This is a genomic window from Enterobacter sp. BNK-8 (assembly GCF_048685095.1).
GTDB lineage: Bacteria > Pseudomonadota > Gammaproteobacteria > Enterobacterales > Enterobacteriaceae > Enterobacter > Enterobacter quasiroggenkampii.
The window spans coordinates 1,571,995-1,588,122 of the sequence record NZ_JBLQTN010000001.1 but is presented as its reverse complement, the minus strand read 5'-3'; the positions used below and the strand labels follow the sequence as shown (position 1 = coordinate 1,588,122).

At 55.4% G+C, this 16,128-nt stretch carries 17 protein-coding genes and 2 tRNA genes; 11 read left to right on the top strand and 8 right to left on the bottom strand.

Annotation, left to right across the window (positions count from 1 at the left end; translation table 11 throughout):
* Positions 1 to 72: 72 nt before the first annotated feature.
* Positions 73 to 420: a monothiol glutaredoxin 4 gene (gene grxD, locus ACMGGU_RS07665; protein ID WP_003832760.1), complete on the bottom strand. Its 348-nt coding sequence runs from the start codon at positions 418 to 420 to the stop codon at positions 73 to 75.
* A gap of 338 nt (positions 421 to 758) precedes the next feature.
* Here grxD and ACMGGU_RS07660 point away from each other — a divergent pair, with 338 nt between their 5' ends.
* Together ACMGGU_RS07660 and sodB are read left to right on the top strand one after the other, a co-directional pair.
* Positions 759 to 1,532 (top strand): C40 family peptidase, encoded by a 774-nt coding sequence (locus ACMGGU_RS07660; RefSeq protein ID WP_023327204.1) that lies wholly within the window; start codon positions 759 to 761, stop codon positions 1,530 to 1,532.
* A 122-nt stretch (positions 1,533 to 1,654) separates the two neighbouring features.
* Entirely contained in the window at positions 1,655 to 2,236 is a 582-nt protein-coding gene (gene sodB / locus ACMGGU_RS07655) for a superoxide dismutase [Fe] (protein ID WP_420300373.1), read from the top strand.
* A gap of 38 nt (positions 2,237 to 2,274) precedes the next feature.
* Here the strand turns inward: sodB and ACMGGU_RS07650 are convergent, their stop codons facing one another.
* Entirely contained in the window at positions 2,275 to 3,441 is a 1,167-nt protein-coding gene (locus tag ACMGGU_RS07650) for an MFS transporter (RefSeq protein WP_048030744.1), read from the bottom strand.
* A gap of 163 nt (positions 3,442 to 3,604) precedes the next feature.
* Positions 3,605 to 3,694, bottom strand: a complete 90-nt coding sequence (locus ACMGGU_RS07645) for a YnhF family membrane protein (RefSeq protein WP_008500596.1) — start codon at positions 3,692 to 3,694, stop codon at positions 3,605 to 3,607.
* A 297-nt stretch (positions 3,695 to 3,991) separates the two neighbouring features.
* Here ACMGGU_RS07645 and purR point away from each other — a divergent pair, with 297 nt between their 5' ends.
* A complete protein-coding gene (gene purR, locus ACMGGU_RS07640; RefSeq protein WP_420300372.1) occupies positions 3,992 to 5,017 on the top strand; it encodes an HTH-type transcriptional repressor PurR in 1,026 nt (341 codons plus the stop codon).
* A 17-nt stretch (positions 5,018 to 5,034) separates the two neighbouring features.
* Here purR and punR read toward each other — a convergent pair whose 3' ends face one another.
* Positions 5,035 to 5,946: a DNA-binding transcriptional activator PunR gene (gene punR / locus ACMGGU_RS07635; RefSeq protein WP_420300371.1), complete on the bottom strand. Its 912-nt coding sequence runs from the start codon at positions 5,944 to 5,946 to the stop codon at positions 5,035 to 5,037.
* 114 nt (positions 5,947 to 6,060) lie between these two features.
* Between punR and punC the strand changes: the two genes are divergently transcribed.
* Together punC and cfa are read left to right on the top strand one after the other, a co-directional pair.
* A complete protein-coding gene (punC, locus tag ACMGGU_RS07630; protein WP_420300370.1) occupies positions 6,061 to 7,260 on the top strand; it encodes a purine nucleoside transporter PunC in 1,200 nt (399 codons plus the stop codon).
* Positions 7,261 to 7,558: 298 nt separating this feature from the next.
* A complete protein-coding gene (gene cfa, locus ACMGGU_RS07625) occupies positions 7,559 to 8,707 on the top strand; it encodes a cyclopropane fatty acyl phospholipid synthase (RefSeq protein WP_008500601.1) in 1,149 nt (382 codons plus the stop codon).
* Between the two features lie 31 nt (positions 8,708 to 8,738).
* On the opposite strand, the gene ACMGGU_RS07620 is transcribed toward cfa, so the two are convergent.
* Positions 8,739 to 9,380, bottom strand: coding sequence for a riboflavin synthase subunit alpha (locus ACMGGU_RS07620; protein WP_248276146.1), 642 nt, complete (start codon positions 9,378 to 9,380; stop codon positions 8,739 to 8,741).
* Between the two features lie 225 nt (positions 9,381 to 9,605).
* On the opposite strand from ACMGGU_RS07620, the gene mdtK reads away from it, so the two are divergent.
* The 4 genes from mdtK to ACMGGU_RS07600 all read left to right on the top strand — a co-directional run bounded on the left by mdtK (position 9,606) and on the right by ACMGGU_RS07600 (position 13,006).
* Positions 9,606 to 10,979 carry an MdtK family multidrug efflux MATE transporter gene (mdtK, locus tag ACMGGU_RS07615; RefSeq protein ID WP_048030745.1) on the top strand — a complete coding sequence of 458 codons (1,374 nt, stop codon included), beginning with the start codon at positions 9,606 to 9,608 and terminating at the stop codon, positions 10,977 to 10,979.
* 153 nt (positions 10,980 to 11,132) lie between these two features.
* Positions 11,133 to 11,209: transfer RNA gene (locus ACMGGU_RS07610), tRNA-Val, on the top strand.
* Positions 11,210 to 11,213: 4 nt separating this feature from the next.
* Positions 11,214 to 11,290 (top strand) — tRNA-Val (locus ACMGGU_RS07605).
* 120 nt (positions 11,291 to 11,410) lie between these two features.
* The gene (locus tag ACMGGU_RS07600) at positions 11,411 to 13,006 is read left to right on the top strand and encodes an FAD-NAD(P)-binding protein (RefSeq protein WP_420300369.1); all 1,596 of its coding nucleotides are present in this window, start codon (positions 11,411 to 11,413) and stop codon (positions 13,004 to 13,006) included.
* 28 nt (positions 13,007 to 13,034) lie between these two features.
* Here the strand turns inward: ACMGGU_RS07600 and ACMGGU_RS07595 are convergent, their stop codons facing one another.
* Together ACMGGU_RS07595 and ACMGGU_RS07590 are read right to left on the bottom strand one after the other, a co-directional pair.
* On the bottom strand, positions 13,035 to 13,670 hold the full coding sequence (locus ACMGGU_RS07595; protein WP_109844381.1) for a carbonic anhydrase: 636 nt from the start codon (positions 13,668 to 13,670) through the stop codon (positions 13,035 to 13,037).
* A gap of 72 nt (positions 13,671 to 13,742) precedes the next feature.
* Entirely contained in the window at positions 13,743 to 14,525 is a 783-nt protein-coding gene (locus ACMGGU_RS07590) for an MBL fold metallo-hydrolase (protein WP_420300368.1), read from the bottom strand.
* A 125-nt stretch (positions 14,526 to 14,650) separates the two neighbouring features.
* Here ACMGGU_RS07590 and ACMGGU_RS07585 point away from each other — a divergent pair, with 125 nt between their 5' ends.
* Positions 14,651 to 14,791, top strand: coding sequence for a hypothetical protein (locus ACMGGU_RS07585; protein ID WP_008500607.1), 141 nt, complete (start codon positions 14,651 to 14,653; stop codon positions 14,789 to 14,791).
* A 92-nt stretch (positions 14,792 to 14,883) separates the two neighbouring features.
* On the opposite strand, the gene ACMGGU_RS07580 is transcribed toward ACMGGU_RS07585, so the two are convergent.
* On the bottom strand, positions 14,884 to 15,051 hold the full coding sequence (locus ACMGGU_RS07580) for a hypothetical protein (protein WP_032666818.1): 168 nt from the start codon (positions 15,049 to 15,051) through the stop codon (positions 14,884 to 14,886).
* 246 nt (positions 15,052 to 15,297) lie between these two features.
* On the opposite strand from ACMGGU_RS07580, the gene ACMGGU_RS07575 reads away from it, so the two are divergent.
* Entirely contained in the window at positions 15,298 to 16,128 is an 831-nt protein-coding gene (locus tag ACMGGU_RS07575; protein WP_080347292.1) for an ABC transporter substrate-binding protein, read from the top strand.

Sequence of the window (16,128 nt, the reverse complement as noted above, 5' to 3'; positions counted from 1 at the left end):
TCGGATAAGCGCAGCACCACCCGACAAAAAAAGCGACCCCATAGCAGGTCGCTTTTTTATTTCCGCAGAAAATTACTCTGCGTCCGGCTCTTCCGTTTTGTACTTCGCCGCGGTTTCTTTGATCAGCTGCTGCAGTTCACCGCGCTGATACATTTCAATCAGAATATCGCAACCGCCAACCAGTTCACCGTCTACCCACAGCTGTGGGAACGTCGGCCAGTTCGCGTACTTCGGCAGCTCAGCGCGGATGTCCGGGTTCTGCAGGATATCAACGTAAGCAAAACGCTCACCACAGGCAGACAGCGCCTGAACCGCTTGCGCGGAGAAGCCGCAGCTTGGCAGCTTTGGAGAACCTTTCATATACAGCAGAATCGGGTTTTCAGCGATCTGGCGCTGGATTTTTTCAATAGTGGTGCTCATGTCTTGCTTCCTTTAACTTCTGTTACGGCATTCGTCTGACATTGTAGCGGTTCAGACTGGCATCGGAAAATAACATTTTTGTCACGTATAGACATTCTACTCCGAGTCACGAAAAGTTGCATTGCAAATGGTGTTTACCCCTGCGACGGCCAGGGTTTTGCTTAGGGAATGGGCAAATGTACGACAGAACGATGAATTTTTTTGCACTTGCTAACGAAACAGGATTAGAGATTGAAAAATGGTATTAACTTTCTGGCTTTTTATGGATTAGAATCGACGGGCTTTGTAAATCACACGCGGGTATTATTGATGACCTGCATTTATCAGGGGACTGCCCAGTGGCGCGGATAAATAAAATCTCGATCACGCTCTGTGCTTTACTGTTTACTTCACTCACTTTCACGCCAGTGGCAAACGCCTCTCAGCAGGCGCGGCATTCTGCTGTACAAAAAAACCATCTGGTGAAAGCCACAGAACGTAAGAAAAAAACCACCGCTAAGAACGACAAGAAAAAGACAAACACACAGACTAAAAAAACCGCTTCCAGCAAGACGAAAACCACTTCTTCCCGCACTGCCCACACCGCCAAAAGTAAAGCTTCGCAAACCGCCGCTAACCTCGTGACTGAAAAATGCATCGCGCGTAAAGGCCATAAGGCGAAATGCACCAAGGTCACTAAAATAGCGGAAGTGCATAAAGTACGCGTCCAGAAAGCGCAAAAAACCGCAATGAACAAGCTGATGGGGCAGATTGGCAAACCTTATCACTGGGGCGGGACTTCGCCGCGTACCGGTTTTGACTGCAGCGGCCTCGTCTATTACGCCTATAAAGATCTGGTCAAGTTCCGCATTCCGCGCACCGCCAACGAAATGTACCACCTGCGCGACGCGTCCCCGGTCAACCGTGGAGAGCTGGAGAACGGCGATCTGGTCTTCTTCCGCACGCAGGGCCGCGGGACGGCTGACCACGTTGGCGTCTATGTCGGCAACGGAAAATTCATCCAGTCACCGCGTAGCGGCCAGGATATTCAGATCACCTCTCTCAGTGAAGACTACTGGGTACGCCATTACGTCGGCGCACGCCGCGTGATGACGCCGAAAACCATTCGCTAACCCCTGCCCTGCCACCCCCGTGGCAGGGTAAGTTCCTCTTTTGCATACCCTTTCAATTTGCTATCCTGTCCTTGTTGTCTTTGTGGTTATTGACAACACAAAATACAATAAGGAGAGAAGCAATGTCGTTCGAATTACCTGCACTACCGTATGCAAAAGACGCCCTGGCCCCGCACATTTCTGCGGAAACCCTGGAATATCACTACGGCAAGCATCACCAGACGTACGTCACCAACCTGAACAACCTGATCAAGGGCACCGATTTTGAAGGCAAAACGCTGGAAGAGATCGTGCGCAGTTCTGATGGTGGCGTATTCAACAACGCCGCTCAGGTGTGGAACCACACCTTCTACTGGCACTGCCTGGCGCCGAATGCCGGTGGCGAACCTGCCGGTGAACTGGCTACCGCCATTAACGCCGCCTTTGGCAGCTTCGCGGAATTCAAAGCGAAGTTTACCGATGCCGCCATCAAGAACTTCGGTTCAGGCTGGACGTGGCTGGTCAAAGAGGCGGATGGCAAACTGGCTATCGTGTCTACCTCTAACGCAGGCACCCCGCTGACCACCAGCGCGAAGCCGCTGATGACCGTGGACGTATGGGAACACGCTTACTACATCGATTACCGTAACGCGCGCCCTAACTACCTGGAGCACTTCTGGGCACTGGTTAACTGGGACTTTGTGGCGAAGAACTTCGCCGCGTAAGAGACACGCAGAAGGGTTCGCCCTTCTGCGTTTTTGGTTTATTCCGCAGCGCAGGCTGCTTCTGGCTGTTTACGACCCGACATCATCACCAGCAGCAGGCCGAGCGCGGCAATAATCGCCCCCATCACCGGCACAAAACTGTACCCCAGCCCACCAGAAATCACGGCCCCACCGGCCGCCGCACCGAGCGCATTGCCCAGATTGAAGGCACCAATATTGACCGAGGATGAGAGGCCCGGCGCTTCATGCGCGACGCGCATCACGCGCATCTGCAGCGGTGGCACCACAGCGAACGTTGCAGCCCCCCAGACGACCATCGCCACCGCGGCGCCAAACTCGTTACGCGCCAGCCACGGAATGGCGATCATGATAACAATCAGCAGCGTTAAGAACCCCTTCAGCGTTCCGCTCACCGAACGGTCGGCAAATTTCCCGCCGAGATAGTTGCCAATCGAGAAGCCCACGCCAATCAGCACCAGCATCGCGGTCACAAAGAGAGGCGTTGCGTGGGTGATGTCATGCAGCACAGGTGAAATATAGGTGTAGAGGGTAAACATCGCCCCTGCCCCCAGCACGGTGGTCAGCAGCGCAGAGAGCACCTGCGGGCGCACCAGCACCGATAGCTCTCTGCGTACGTCAGGGCGTTCACCTGCGCTGCCTTTTGGCAGGGAGAAGAACAACGCCACCATCGCGACGACGCCCAGTCCGGCCGTCGCCAGGAAGGACATCCTCCAGCCAATGACCTCGCCCAGCCAGGTTGCCGCAGGAACGCCGCCGATGTTAGCAATGGTCAGGCCCATAAACATGGTGGCCACGGCGCTGGCCTGCTTATGTTTTGGCACCACACTTGCCGCCACAACCGACCCGAGCCCAAAGAACGCGCCGTGGTTGAGGCTGGTCAGAATACGCGACAGCATCAGCGTGGTGTAGTCCGGCGAAATGGCCGAAAGCACGTTACCGAGGGTGAAAATCGCCATCAGGAAAATGAGCGCATTGCGGCGCGCGCGGTGCGAAAGGAGAAGCGTCATCAGCGGCGCCCCCACCATCACGCCAATAGCGTAGGCGCTGATTAACATGCCTGCCGCAGGGATCGAGACGTCCACGCCGCGGGCGATGACGGGCAGTAACCCCATCGGGGAGAATTCAGTGGTGCCAATCCCAAAAGCGCCAATCGCCAGGGCCAGCAGGGGAAAATTGATTTTCATGCGTCAACTCCGGATGCCGTGTCATGTGGTGACACAGAACAAAGAAGCGGAAAGCATGACATCAATCACAAAAAATGAGAAGTTAACAAAATGGCAAAAGATTTTTGCCTTAGGAGTAACAATCGGGGTGAGCGGGAGGGAGAAGGCTCTCCCTCCGTGTAAATCAGTGCAGCGCGGCCGTCAGACCCGCCGCGACAATCAGAGCCAGCACAACAACGGTGGTGAACAGCGAAAACTTCAGATCGGAACTCATCAATTTTTCTCCTTTTAATCCCCCCACGAAAAGTGAGCCTGCTCATTTTTGCATAATTTACGTCAAAAATCTTCCTGGATTTAGGCTGATAAACACTTTACCTCTTCCCCTTTTCATCAAGATAGGACAAAATTCCACGCTAAATTTATTAGCGTACCGGCCATTGACCCCCTCCTGACGTCCCGTGTCGTTTTCCCGGCGTGCCGCAATTCAAGATTGCGTGATAAGGGTGAGAGAAGGCAAACGTTTACCTTCAAGTTTTTCAGGAGTTTAGGATATGGTCTGGAGTGACATTTAATGGCAACAATTAAAGACGTAGCAAAACGCGCAAACGTTTCCACTACAACCGTATCACATGTAATTAACAAAACCCGCTTCGTGGCGGAAGAGACCCGCAACGCCGTCTGGGCAGCGATCAAAGAGCTGCACTATTCGCCAAGTGCGGTTGCGCGCAGCCTCAAGGTTAATCACACCAAATCCATTGGATTGCTGGCCACCAGCAGTGAAGCGGCCTATTTTGCCGAGATCATTGAAGCGGTAGAGAAGAACTGCTTCCAGAAAGGCTATACCCTGATTCTGGGCAACGCATGGAACAGCATAGAAAAACAGCGTGCCTACCTGTCGATGATGGCGCAGAAGCGCGTGGATGGCCTGCTGGTGATGTGTTCCGAGTACCCGGAATCCGTGCTGTCGATGCTTGAAGAGTATCGCCATATCCCCATGGTGGTCATGGACTGGGGTGAAGCGCGCGCGGACTTCACCGACTCCGTTATCGACAACGCCTTTGAAGGCGGTTACATGGCGGGTCGTTACCTGATCGAACGCGGTCACCGCGAAATTGGCGTGATCCAGGGTCCGCTGGAGCGTAACACCGGCGCGGGCCGTCTGGCCGGTTTTATGAAAGCGATGGAAGAAGCGCTGATCACCGTGCCGGAAAACTGGATCGTGCAGGGCGACTTTGAGCCGGAATCAGGCTATCGCGCAATGCAGCAGATCGTTTCCCAGCCGCACCGCCCGACCGCCGTTTTCTGCGGGGGTGACATCATGGCCATGGGTGCGCTCTGCGCCGCCGATGAGCTGGGTCTGCGCGTACCGCAGGATATTTCCGTGATCGGGTATGACAACGTGCGTAACGCGCGCTTCTTCACCCCGGCGCTGACAACCATTCACCAGCCAAAAGATTCGCTGGGCGAAACGGCCTTCAATATGCTGTTGGACAGAATCGTCAACAAACGCGAAGAGTCGCAGTCCATTGAAGTTCACCCACGCCTGATTGAACGCCGTTCCGTTGCGGATGGTCCGTTCCGCGACTACCGTCGTTAATCCCTTGACGGGGCCAGCTACGCTGGCTCCCGTAACCATTCCCGGTTTAGCGTTTCGCTGTCCCCCAGATAATCCAGCAGCCAGGCCATGGCGGGCGAGACATCATTTTGTTGCCAGGTCAGGCAGCAGGCCGCGTCCGGGAACGGATTCTCCAGCGTCAGTTCAACCCATTCTCCGGTATCGATGCGCGGACGCGCAAAATGAACGGGCACCATCGCGACGCACAGCCCGGCGCTGAGGCACGTCGCCGACGATTCCCAGTCAGGGGCTACCACTCGCCGCTGGTTGTCCAGAAGCCAGGTGATACGCTTGGGCAGTGAACGGGACGTATCCTCCAGCACCAGCGAGGGCCAGTTACGCAGCGTATCGTCGCTCAGCGGCCCGTCCATCGTCGCCAGGGGATGATCGCGTGCCACCACGCATTTCCAGCTCAGCATCCCCATGTCGCGAAAGGCGTAACGTCCCCCGACCGGGATCGCCTGCGTCGCGCCAATCGCCATCTCCGCCCTGCCGTCCGCCAGCGCATCCCACACCCCGTTGAACACCTCCTGCGAGACCCGCAGCTCAACGTCGGAGAAATGACGATAGAAATCCACGATCATCTGCCGGGTGCGTTCCGGCTTCACGATGTTATCCACCGCGATGGAGAGATGTCCCCGCCAGCCGTTGGCGATCTGCTGGCACTGTTCGCGGGTGATCTGCATTTTTTTGATAACAGAACGCCCTTCCTTCAAAAACCACGCGCCTGCGGGCGTTAATTCCACGTCGCGATGCCGCCGTTCAAACAGCGGAACCGCCAGCCACTCCTCAAGCTGACGCACCGTGTAGCTAATGGCCGAAGGGACGCGGTGCAACTCCTGCGCTGCACCGCTAAAGCTGCCGTTACGCGCAACAGCATCGACCACTTCAAGAGAATAATCTGACCACATTTTCTGCCTGCAAAAAATTTGAATGCACCCGCCAAATATTAGCGTTTCACAAGCCGCTTTGCACTCCCTACACTCTGCGCCAACGTACACCTGCCTCCTCAGGAGAATAAGAGAATGCAACCCAGGAAAGGATTTTTAGTCTGGCTCGGCGGCTTAAGCGTGCTGGGCTTTTTGGCCACCGACATGTACCTGCCCGCGTTTGCCGCGATGCAGGAAGACCTGCAAACCCCTGCGGCGGCCATCAGCGCCAGCCTGAGCCTGTTCCTTGCCGGTTTTGCTTTCGCGCAGCTCCTGTGGGGACCGCTCTCGGATCGCTTTGGCCGTAAACCGGTACTGCTGCTGGGTCTGGCCATTTTTGCCGTGGGCTGCCTGGGGATGTTGTGGGTGCGCGATGCTACCTGGCTACTGGTGCTGCGCTTTATTCAGGCCGTGGGCGTCTGTGCTGCGGCGGTGACCTGGCAGGCGCTGGTGACCGACTACTATCCGGCTAACCGCACAAACCGTATTTTCGCCACTATTATGCCGCTGGTGGGTCTTTCCCCTGCCCTGGCTCCGCTGCTGGGCAGCTGGATCCTCGCACACTTTGACTGGCAGGCCATTTTTGCCACGCTGTTTGCTATCACGCTGGTGCTGATGCTGCCGGCGTTTGCCCTTAAGCCCGCGCATAAAAAAGAGGCGCATGCCGACGCGAAGCCGATTACCTTCATCTCCCTGCTGAGCGCCAAGGCGTATCGCGGGAATGTCCTGATTTATGCCGCCTGTTCGGCCAGCTTCTTCGCGTGGCTCACCGGCTCGCCGTTTATTCTGCACGATATGGGCTACAGCCCGGCGGCCATCGGTCTAAGCTATGTTCCGCAGACCATCGCGTTCCTGGTGGGCGGGTACGGCTGCCGCGCAGCGCTGCAAAAATGGGAAGGTCAGCAGATGCTGCCATGGCTGCTGGTGCTCTATGCGCTGAGCGTCATCGGTACCTGGGCCGTCGGGTTTATTCCGGGCGCGGGCCTGGCTGAAATTTTGATTCCCTTCTGCGTGATGGCCGTGGCGAACGGGGCGATTTACCCGATCGTGGTGGCACAGGCGTTACGTCCGTTCCCGCAGGCGACAGGCCGCGCCGCCGCGCTGCAAAATACCCTTCAGCTGGGTCTGTGCTTCCTGGCAAGCCTGGTGGTCTCGGCGCTGATTGCGACGCCGCTTTTGACCACCACCAGCGTGATGCTGGTCACCGTTGCGCTGGCGGTATTGGGTTACCGCATGCAGGCGTCCGCGCAGCGTGAGCAGGATAGCGGTGCGCAGGTGGAAACCTCGCATGCCTGATTGCGCCAGAAATCATGTTACATTTCAGTGATTAGGTTGCTAACAATTTTCTATTGAATCACCAAATTTTGAGGCCTATACTAAATTTGGTTCGATTAAATACGATAAATATTAAGTGTTAACGGGAGCCGGAGTGCTCCCGTTTTACCATGGAAGGCATTTCGGCAAGGGTTATCTCCCTTCCTCTGTTCTACGTCGGATACTAGCCTCGCGGTATTTACCGTGAGATTTCTCACAAACCAAAAAAAGCGTCTACGCTGTTTGAAGGTTCTGATCACATCAGGGTGATGGAGAAGCTATGAGTTCATCGTGTATAGAAGAAGTCAGCGTTCCGGACGACAACTGGTCCCGGATCGTCAGTGAACTGTTAGGTCGAGCAGGCATCACTATCAACGGATCTTCGCCATCCGATCCCCAGGTTAAACATCCCGACTTTTTTAAACGCGTGTTGCGGGAAGGGTCGTTAGGCCTGGGAGAAAGTTATATGGACGGCTGGTGGGAATGTGAACGGCTGGATATCTTTTTTGCCAGCGTGTTGCGTGCCGGTCTGGAAAATCAACTCCCCCGCAATCTGAAAGACACCCTGCGTGTCGCCTCTGCCCGACTGTTTAACTTGCAAAGTAAAAAACGCGCCTGGATCGTCGGCAAAGAGCATTACGATCTCGGCAATGACCTGTTCAGCCGCATGCTGGACCCTTTCATGCAATACTCCTGCGCCTACTGGAAAGACGCGTCGACGCTTGAGGAAGCACAGCAGGCCAAGCTGCGTCTGATCAGTGAAAAGCTGCAGCTACAGCCCGGCATGCGCGTGCTGGATATCGGCTGCGGCTGGGGCGGGCTGGCGTATTTTATGGCGAAGCACTATGGCGTCAGCGTGGTCGGCGTGACGATCTCAGCGGAACAGCAAAAAATGGCGCGAGAGCGCTGCCAGGGTCTCGATGTGGATATCCGGCTGCAGGACTACCGCGACCTGAACGAGCAGTTCGACCGGATCGTTTCCGTCGGCATGTTCGAGCACGTGGGGCCAAAAAACTACGATACCTACTTTGAGGTGGTGGATCGTAATCTGAAACCGGACGGGCTCTTCCTGCTGCACACCATCGGCTCTAAGCGGACCGACAATAACGTTGACCCGTGGATCAATAAATACATCTTTCCGAATGGCTGTTTACCGTCCGTTCGCCAGATCGCCAACGCCAGTGAATCCCATTTCGTGATGGAAGACTGGCATAACTTTGGCGCGGACTACGACACCACCTTAATGGCGTGGCATGAACGTTTCCAGAAAGCCTGGCCCGAGATTGCGGACAACTATTCAGAACGATTCAAACGGATGTTTAGCTATTATCTGAATGCCTGCGCGGGGGCGTTTCGCGCACGGGATATTCAGCTCTGGCAGGTGGTATTCAGCCGGGGGATTGAACACGGACTGCGTGTCGCACGCTAAAAAAATAACCCCGGATAGCCGGGGTTATTTTTTATTCTTCTTCTGCGGTCTTTATTATTGCGCCTTCTTTAGCTGCCAGCACGCGTTCAACCGTATCCACCACCGCCTGGGTTTGCGGATCGATTTCGATATTCACGCGATGCCCCAGTTTTTTGGCGCCCAGCGTAGTGCGCTGCAGCGTTTCAGGAATTAAATGCACGCAAAAACGCGTTGGCGTCACTTCTCCCACGGTCAGGCTAATCCCGTCAATGCCAATAAATCCTTTATAGAGGATGTATTTCATTAATGACGGGTCCTGCATTTTAAACCAGATTTGACGGTTATTTTCCGAGGTCACAATTTTCGCCACTTCGGCAGTGGTCATGATATGCCCCGACATCAGGTGACCGCCAATCTCATCGCTGAACTTCGCCGCGCGCTCAACGTTGACGGTATCGCCTACCACCAGCTCGCCCAGGTTAGTGATCCGCAGCGTCTCTTTCATTAAATCAAAGCTAATCTGGTTGCCGTTAATTTCGGTCACGGTCAGGCAGCAGCCGTTATGGGCAATCGAGGCGCCGGTTTCGATACCCTCAAGCATATATTCCGGCAGCTCAACAACATGAGTACGGAAATTAGGTTTTTCATCAATGGACACCACTTTGGCAGTGCCCTGCACAATACCAGTAAACATGCTTACAACTCCTGTTTTTTCCGAACGGTGATGACACCGTTTAATCCCTCCACAATAACAGTTGGAAAAACAGGTTGCCAGCGGAGCGCATTTTCTGGCGATTTTTTCACTAGATAAATAGCTAAAGCCCGCTACAATAGCTGGCACCCCCCTGCATTTTCTTCTTGCTGCCCGTTTCGGCGGCTTTTTTAGTCTCTCAAATAACTACAAAATAAAGGTGTTCACGTGCAGAAGTACATGAATGAAGCGCGCCAGTTATTGGCACTGGCTATACCAGTGATCGTCGCGCAAGTGGCCCAGACCGCAATGGGATTTGTGGATACGGTAATGGCAGGTGGCTACAGCGCCACCGACATGGCGGCCGTGGCTATCGGCACGTCAATCTGGCTTCCGGCCATCCTGTTCGGTCACGGTCTGCTGCTCGCGCTCACGCCTGTTATCGCTCAGCTCAATGGCTCGGGCCGTCGCGAGCGCATCGCCCATCAGGTTCGCCAGGGTTTCTGGCTGGCAGGGTTTGTCTCCGTGCTGATCATGGTGGTGCTCTGGAACGCGGGCCATATCATTCGCGCTATGCATAATATTGACCCGGCGCTGGCGGACAAAGCCGTGGGCTATCTGCGCGCGCTGCTCTGGGGCGCGCCGGGCTACCTCTTTTTCCAGGTGGCGCGTAACCAGTGTGAAGGCCTGGCGAAAACCAAGCCCGGCATGGTGATGGGTTTTATCGGGCTGCTGGTCAACATCCCGGTTAACTATGTCTTTATTTACGGTCATTTCGGGATGCCGGAGTTGGGCGGCGTCGGCTGCGGCGTGGCAACGGCAGCCGTTTACTGGGTCATGTTCTTCTCGATGCTTACCTTCGTGAAGCGCGCCCGCTCAATGCGCGATATTCGTAACGAGAACAGATTCAGCACGCCGGACTGGAGCATCATGACGCGTCTGGTGCAGCTAGGGTTGCCGATTGCCCTTGCGCTGTTCTTTGAGGTGACCCTGTTTGCCGTGGTCGCCCTGCTGGTCTCCCCGCTGGGCATTGTGAACGTCGCCGGGCACCAGATTGCGCTGAACTTCAGCTCCCTGATGTTCGTCCTGCCGATGTCGCTGGCTGCGGCAGTGACGATCCGCGTGGGCTTCCGCCTGGGACAAGGCTCGACGCTGGATGCGCAAACCGCCGCGCGCACCGGACTGGGCGTCGGCGTCTGCATGGCCATTTGCACGGCGCTTTTTACCGTCGCGCTGCGCGAGCAAATTGCCCTGCTCTATAACGACAATCCGGAAGTCGTCACGCTGGCATCGCACCTGATGCTGCTGGCCGCGATTTACCAGATTTCGGACTCCATTCAGGTGATTGGCAGCGGCGTGCTGCGCGGCTATAAAGACACGCGCTCCATTTTCTTTATCACCTTCATCGCCTACTGGGTGCTGGGTCTGCCGTGTGGGTATATTCTGGCCCTGACCGACCTGGTGGTGGACCGCATGGGACCGGCGGGGTTCTGGATGGGCTTTATCATCGGCCTGACGTCGGCGGCGATTATGATGATGATGCGCATGCGCTTCCTGCAGCGCCAGCCATCCACGATCATTTTGCAACGCGCTGCACGTTAAATACGCAGTAGCCGCCACCCGGCGGCTACTTTCTCTTCACTTTGCGCGGTAATACAGCAATCGCGTGAAATCAGAGAGAAAATTGCATTTTCCCTCTTGCCACCTCGGTGCTGTGCCGCTAATATTCGTCCCCGTTGTCACCGACAACACGTTGCGTTCATAGCTCAGTTGGTTAGAGCACCACCTTGACATGGTGGGGGTCGTTGGTTCGAGTCCAATTGAACGCACCATTCTGCGTCCGTAGCTCAGTTGGTTAGAGCACCACCTTGACATGGTGGGGGTCGGTGGTTCGAGTCCACTCGGACGCACCATTTCAGTCCTGAAATGGTGCAAATTCTCCTCTGATAGCCTGAATTTTCTTAATCCTTTATTTTCATCATTATTCTCCTGCTACGCTTTTCCTATGGAAAAAAAACACAGGAAACGTGTCGATGAAGAAGATCGCGATTATCGGCTCCGGCCCCACAGGGATTTACACCTTTTATCACCTGCTTCAAAACAGCACGCCGCTCTCTGTTTCCGTTTTCGAACAGGCTGATGAAGCCGGCGTGGGCATGCCCTATAACGACGACGATAATTCCCGGCTGATGCTGGCGAACATTGCGAGCATTGAAATCCCGCCTATTTTTATGACCTACCTCGACTGGCTTAAGGAACAGAGCGACGCCCATCTGGCACGCTTTAAGGTGGATAAAGCCAGCCTGCATGACCGACAGTTCCTGCCCAGGCTTCTGTTGGGAGAGTACTTTCGCGACAGTTTTCGTTCAATCGTAAAAGAGGCGAAAAAGCTGGGGTTCGAGGTTAAGGTCCATGAATCCGCGAAGGTCACCGACATCATCCCTTCGACAACCGGCGTGACGATTTCGGTCAACGACCGCACCTTACCGGATCAATTCGACCTGGCGGTTATTGCCACCGGCCACGTCTGGCCAGAGGAGGATGAAGCCACGCGCACGTTCTTCCCAAGCCCGTGGTCCGGTCTGATGGACGCCCGCATTCCCCCTTGCCGCGTGGGCATTATGGGCACCTCGTTGAGCGGCCTGGACGCGGCTATGGCGGTGGTGATGCAGCACGGTGCGTTTCGTGACGGTAAATTCATCCTCGACAAAGACAGCGAAGGGTTACACATTACGCTGATGTCCCGGACGGGCATTCTGCCGGAAGCCGATTTTTACTGCCCTATTCCTTACGAGCCGCTGTCGGTATTGACCGAATTCGTGGTGGAAAGCGAGATAGCCAAAGGACCGGATGGCCTGCTTGACCGCATTTTTGCCCTGATGGTCAAAGAGCTTCAGCTTGCCGATCCGGCGTGGTGCGAGAAGATGTCTCTGCATACGCTGAATGCGGACACTGTTCGTGAGGCCTGGTTTGAGGATCGTCAACGCCACGGCCCCTTTACCTGGGCGGAAGAGAATCTCAACGAGGTTGAACGCAACAAACGGGAACGCCGTACCGTGGCGTGGCGCTACACCGTGCTGCGGCTGCATGAGGTCGTTCAGGAGATTGTCCCCCATCTCGACGAGCGAGACGCTGAACGCTTCAGGCAGGGGCTGGCTCGGGTATTTATCGACAACTATGCCGCCATCCCTCCGCAGTCTATCCGCAGGCTGCTCGCACTTCGCGAAGCCGGCATCATCAGCGTGGCCGCGCTCGGTGACGACTACACGCTCGACGTTGGCAGCGATCGAACGGTGATAACCACACAAGAGACCGTCTATCGTTTCGACGTATTTATTGACGCGCGCGGACAAAAGCCGCTCAAAACGAAAGATCTGCCCTTCCCGACGCTGCGAAACCAGCTGGAAGCGATCGGCGATGAGATACCCGATATCGGCGAGGATTACACCCTAAAAGCGCCTGACACCGTTCGCGGGCGCATCGCCTTCGGTGCGATACCGTGGCTGATGCACGATCGTCCCTTCGTTCAGGGGCTGGTGGAGTGTGCAGAGATTGCAGAGGCGATGGCGAAAGCGGCGGAAAAACCTGCGTCGCGCGTGCGGCGGAGATTACCCTATTTTGAATACTGACAGGGCATCCGTGCCCTGCTGTTGCGGGTTACTCGAAGAAGACTTCCGGGTTTTCCGACAGCGAGACGAAGCTTTTCGTCGCTTTATCCAGCGCGAGGATTTCGCCGCTTTCAATGTCGTACACCCAGCCGTGCAGTCGGATGGAGTTATTACGCAGGCCCACCGCGACGGACGGATGGGTCTTGATGTTGCTCAGTTGCGCAAAGACGTTTTCCTGCACCATCGCATTCACTTTATCGATCGGCTTATCCCAGGTTTTCTTTTCCACCACCGCTTTTGCCGCGTCGGAATAGCGCAGCCAGTGTGACACGGCAGGCATCGGCTCCAGGTTCGCGTTATCGGCAATCGCCTTCATCGCGCCGCAGTTGGAGTGACCGCAAATCACGATATCCGTGACGCCCAGCGCCACGACGGCGTATTCGATGGTAGCGGACACACCGCCTGGCTCCGGTCCGAACGGCGGCACAATGTTGCCAGCATTACGAATGACAAAGAGTTGTCCTGGCTCTTGCTGGGTGACCAGTTCCGGGACCAGACGGCTGTCGGAGCATGAGATGAACAGCGCTTTGGGATTCTGGCTGGACGCTAAACTGCGGAAGAGTTCTTTACGTTGCGGGAAAATCTCTTTTTGAAAGCTGAGAAAACCTTCAATGATATGTTGCATAGCAATGTCTCTTTTATCTGTTTTAGTTTAGGTATGATCGAGATCACACTCGTAAAGTTTACCCATCGTGGTTTACTTCAGACAAGCAATATATTTCTGGCCCGACCGCTGCACAATTTCGTCCGCGTTAGCGAGGATGTTCTGCCCTTCGAACGCGCCGTACAGACGTTCAAACGTTCTGCCTTCCAGATGACTCACGACGGACGCCACGGTGCGGGCAGGCAGCGGAAGATAGTTCGGGTAGCTCCACATAAACGAGACGGCGTCTTTACCCGGCGTGACCTGCAGAATATCGCCCACCAGCAGCTTCCCGTCCCCCTCCTGCCAGTGCAGCACCGTTCCCCCGGCAAAATGCCCGCCCAGACGCAGCAGGGTAACAGACGGGAAAATCTCCAGCGCATCGCCTTCCCAGAAATGAATGGCTGGGCTGTCGCGCATCACCCACTCTCTGTCGCTGGCGTGCAGGTACACCGGCGCGTCAAACGCCGCAGCCCACTCCTGCATCGTGGTGTAATAGTGCGGGTGTGAAATCGCAATCGCGCTGATGCCGCCGAGGGCGTTAATAAGCGTTTTGGTTGCCGGGTCAATGTTGGCGATGCAGTCCCAGAGGATATTGCCGTGCGGCGTTTGCAAAAGCAGCGCCCGCTGGTTGATAGCAAACGCCGGAACGGTTTTGATACCGAACAATCCCGGCTCCAGCTGCTGCCATTTGTTGCTGTGCGTCGCGTTGACGGTATCGAGATCGGTCCACGCCTGCCCCGTGATGGGCACATACTGGCGTTCATCCTCACAAATTGGGCATCTGTCCGGCTGCGTATCGTAGGCGGTTCCACAGGTTTTACAGAGTGTAATCATGTGCTCTCCTCAGCGATAAAGCACTGAGTATGGCAGGGATTATCCTTATGTGCTGCGAGGTACATTGCTGGCTTTTTTTGCCCTATACTGTGCCAGTATCGAAAACTGAACAGAGCAGGTGCAACATGGAAATTGATCTCGATAACTTAGTGTTTAACGGTCTGGATGAAGCAGAAGAGCGTAATGCAGAACGTCTGGACGACGCGGATAAAAAAGCGCAGGCGATTATCGCCGACGACGACTGCGGCGACGCCTGCAAGATCTAATAAAAAAGCACCGGGAAACCGGTGCTTTTTTATTTCACTCGTTAAACGTCACGCACACTTCGTTCCAGTACGTTTCGCGCGTGCGGCGCAGTTCAGCGTGGCGTTTTATCATGGAACCACTCCGGGTCAATGTTGGCAACGTCTACGCCATACAGGCTGGCGACAGGCAGTATCGACTCAAGAACACGTTGCGCGCTGTTCTCCGCATTCGCTGGCCGGGCCGCAAAAAACCGCCGTAACGTGCTGATCCATTTTTTCATCGTCTTACCCTCTCTCGCCGTATCTGCCTTCAGTTAAGCACCCCTATCCCGTGCAGGGGAAATACCAAAATCCACTGTCGATGTGCAGAATCTGCAAATAGCACCCTCGTCCTTTTCACTCTTCATTAACACCTTGTTCACTAATGCTTTTTTGCTCATAGCAAAGAACGATTTCTTATTTGGCGATAGCTTTCCCTTATGGGAGCGTAACGGGGTAAAACAAAAACAACGGGATGGCGAATGACTATGGCAGCAAAAATGAAAGGGTTTAAAAAACGGACGCTGGCTCTGGGCGTAGTGGCAGCCTGGGGCCTGTTTTCAGCGCAGGCGCAGGCCGATCAGCTGGCGGATATCAAGGCAGCAGGGGTGGTGAAAGTGGCCACGTTTGATGCGAACCCGCCGTTTGGCTCGATTGATGCCAAAACGCATGAGATCGTGGGTTACGACGTGGACTTCGCCAAAGCGCTGGCAAAATCGCTCGGCGTGAAGCTTGAACTGGTTGCCACCAATCCGGCCAACCGCATTCCGCTGCTGCAGTCCGGCAAGGCCGACCTGATCGTGGCGGATATTACTATCACCCCGGAACGCGCACAGGTCATTGATTTCTCGACGCCTTACTTCGTCACTGGCCAGCAATTCCTGGTTCCGGCGAAATCACCGGACAAGCTCGATGACTATAGCCGGGCGCGCATTGGCGCAGTCAAAGGCACAACGGGCGAGCAGGCGCTGCACCAGCGTTTCCCGCAGTCCCGCGTCCTCTCTTATGACGACATTCCCCTGGCGCTGACCGCACTGCGCAACGGCAACGTACAGGCCATCACTCAGGACAGCACCATTCTGGCCGGTCTGCTGGCGCAGGCGCCGGACAAAGCCAACTTCAAAATCCTGCCCGATCTGCTCAGTAAAGAAGAGATTGGCGTGGGGGTGAAGAAAGGTGAAACGGCACTGCTGAAAGCCGTCAACGACGAGCTGGTTAATCTCGAGAAGACCGGTCAGGCGGCAAAAATCTATGATGTCTGGTTTGGTCCTGGCACCCCTGCTCCACAGCCTCGCGGCTTTAAAATAGAAGCCAGGTAA

Excerpts from the sequence above, each read along its gene's own strand:
- cfa (WP_008500601.1), top strand. The coding sequence starts at position 7,559 with ATGAGTTCATCGTGTATAGAAGAAGTCAGCGTTCCGGACGACAACTGG.
- sodB (WP_420300373.1), top strand. The coding sequence starts at position 1,655 with ATGTCGTTCGAATTACCTGCACTACCGTATGCAAAAGACGCCCTGGCC.
- ACMGGU_RS07650 (WP_048030744.1), bottom strand. The coding sequence starts at position 3,441 with ATGAAAATCAATTTTCCCCTGCTGGCCCTGGCGATTGGCGCTTTTGGG.
- purR (WP_420300372.1), top strand. The coding sequence starts at position 3,992 with ATGGCAACAATTAAAGACGTAGCAAAACGCGCAAACGTTTCCACTACA.
- punC (WP_420300370.1), top strand. The coding sequence starts at position 6,061 with ATGCAACCCAGGAAAGGATTTTTAGTCTGGCTCGGCGGCTTAAGCGTG.
- ACMGGU_RS07580 (WP_032666818.1), bottom strand. The coding sequence starts at position 15,051 with ATGAAAAAATGGATCAGCACGTTACGGCGGTTTTTTGCGGCCCGGCCA.
- ACMGGU_RS07585 (WP_008500607.1), top strand. The coding sequence starts at position 14,651 with ATGGAAATTGATCTCGATAACTTAGTGTTTAACGGTCTGGATGAAGCA.
- punR (WP_420300371.1), bottom strand. The coding sequence starts at position 5,946 with ATGTGGTCAGATTATTCTCTTGAAGTGGTCGATGCTGTTGCGCGTAAC.
- grxD (WP_003832760.1), bottom strand. The coding sequence starts at position 420 with ATGAGCACCACTATTGAAAAAATCCAGCGCCAGATCGCTGAAAACCCG.
- ACMGGU_RS07620 (WP_248276146.1), bottom strand. The coding sequence starts at position 9,380 with ATGTTTACTGGTATTGTGCAGGGCACTGCCAAAGTGGTGTCCATTGAT.
- ACMGGU_RS07575 (WP_080347292.1), top strand. The coding sequence starts at position 15,298 with ATGGCAGCAAAAATGAAAGGGTTTAAAAAACGGACGCTGGCTCTGGGC.
- ACMGGU_RS07590 (WP_420300368.1), bottom strand. The coding sequence starts at position 14,525 with ATGATTACACTCTGTAAAACCTGTGGAACCGCCTACGATACGCAGCCG.
- ACMGGU_RS07595 (WP_109844381.1), bottom strand. The coding sequence starts at position 13,670 with ATGCAACATATCATTGAAGGTTTTCTCAGCTTTCAAAAAGAGATTTTC.
- ACMGGU_RS07600 (WP_420300369.1), top strand. The coding sequence starts at position 11,411 with ATGAAGAAGATCGCGATTATCGGCTCCGGCCCCACAGGGATTTACACC.
- ACMGGU_RS07645 (WP_008500596.1), bottom strand. The coding sequence starts at position 3,694 with ATGAGTTCCGATCTGAAGTTTTCGCTGTTCACCACCGTTGTTGTGCTG.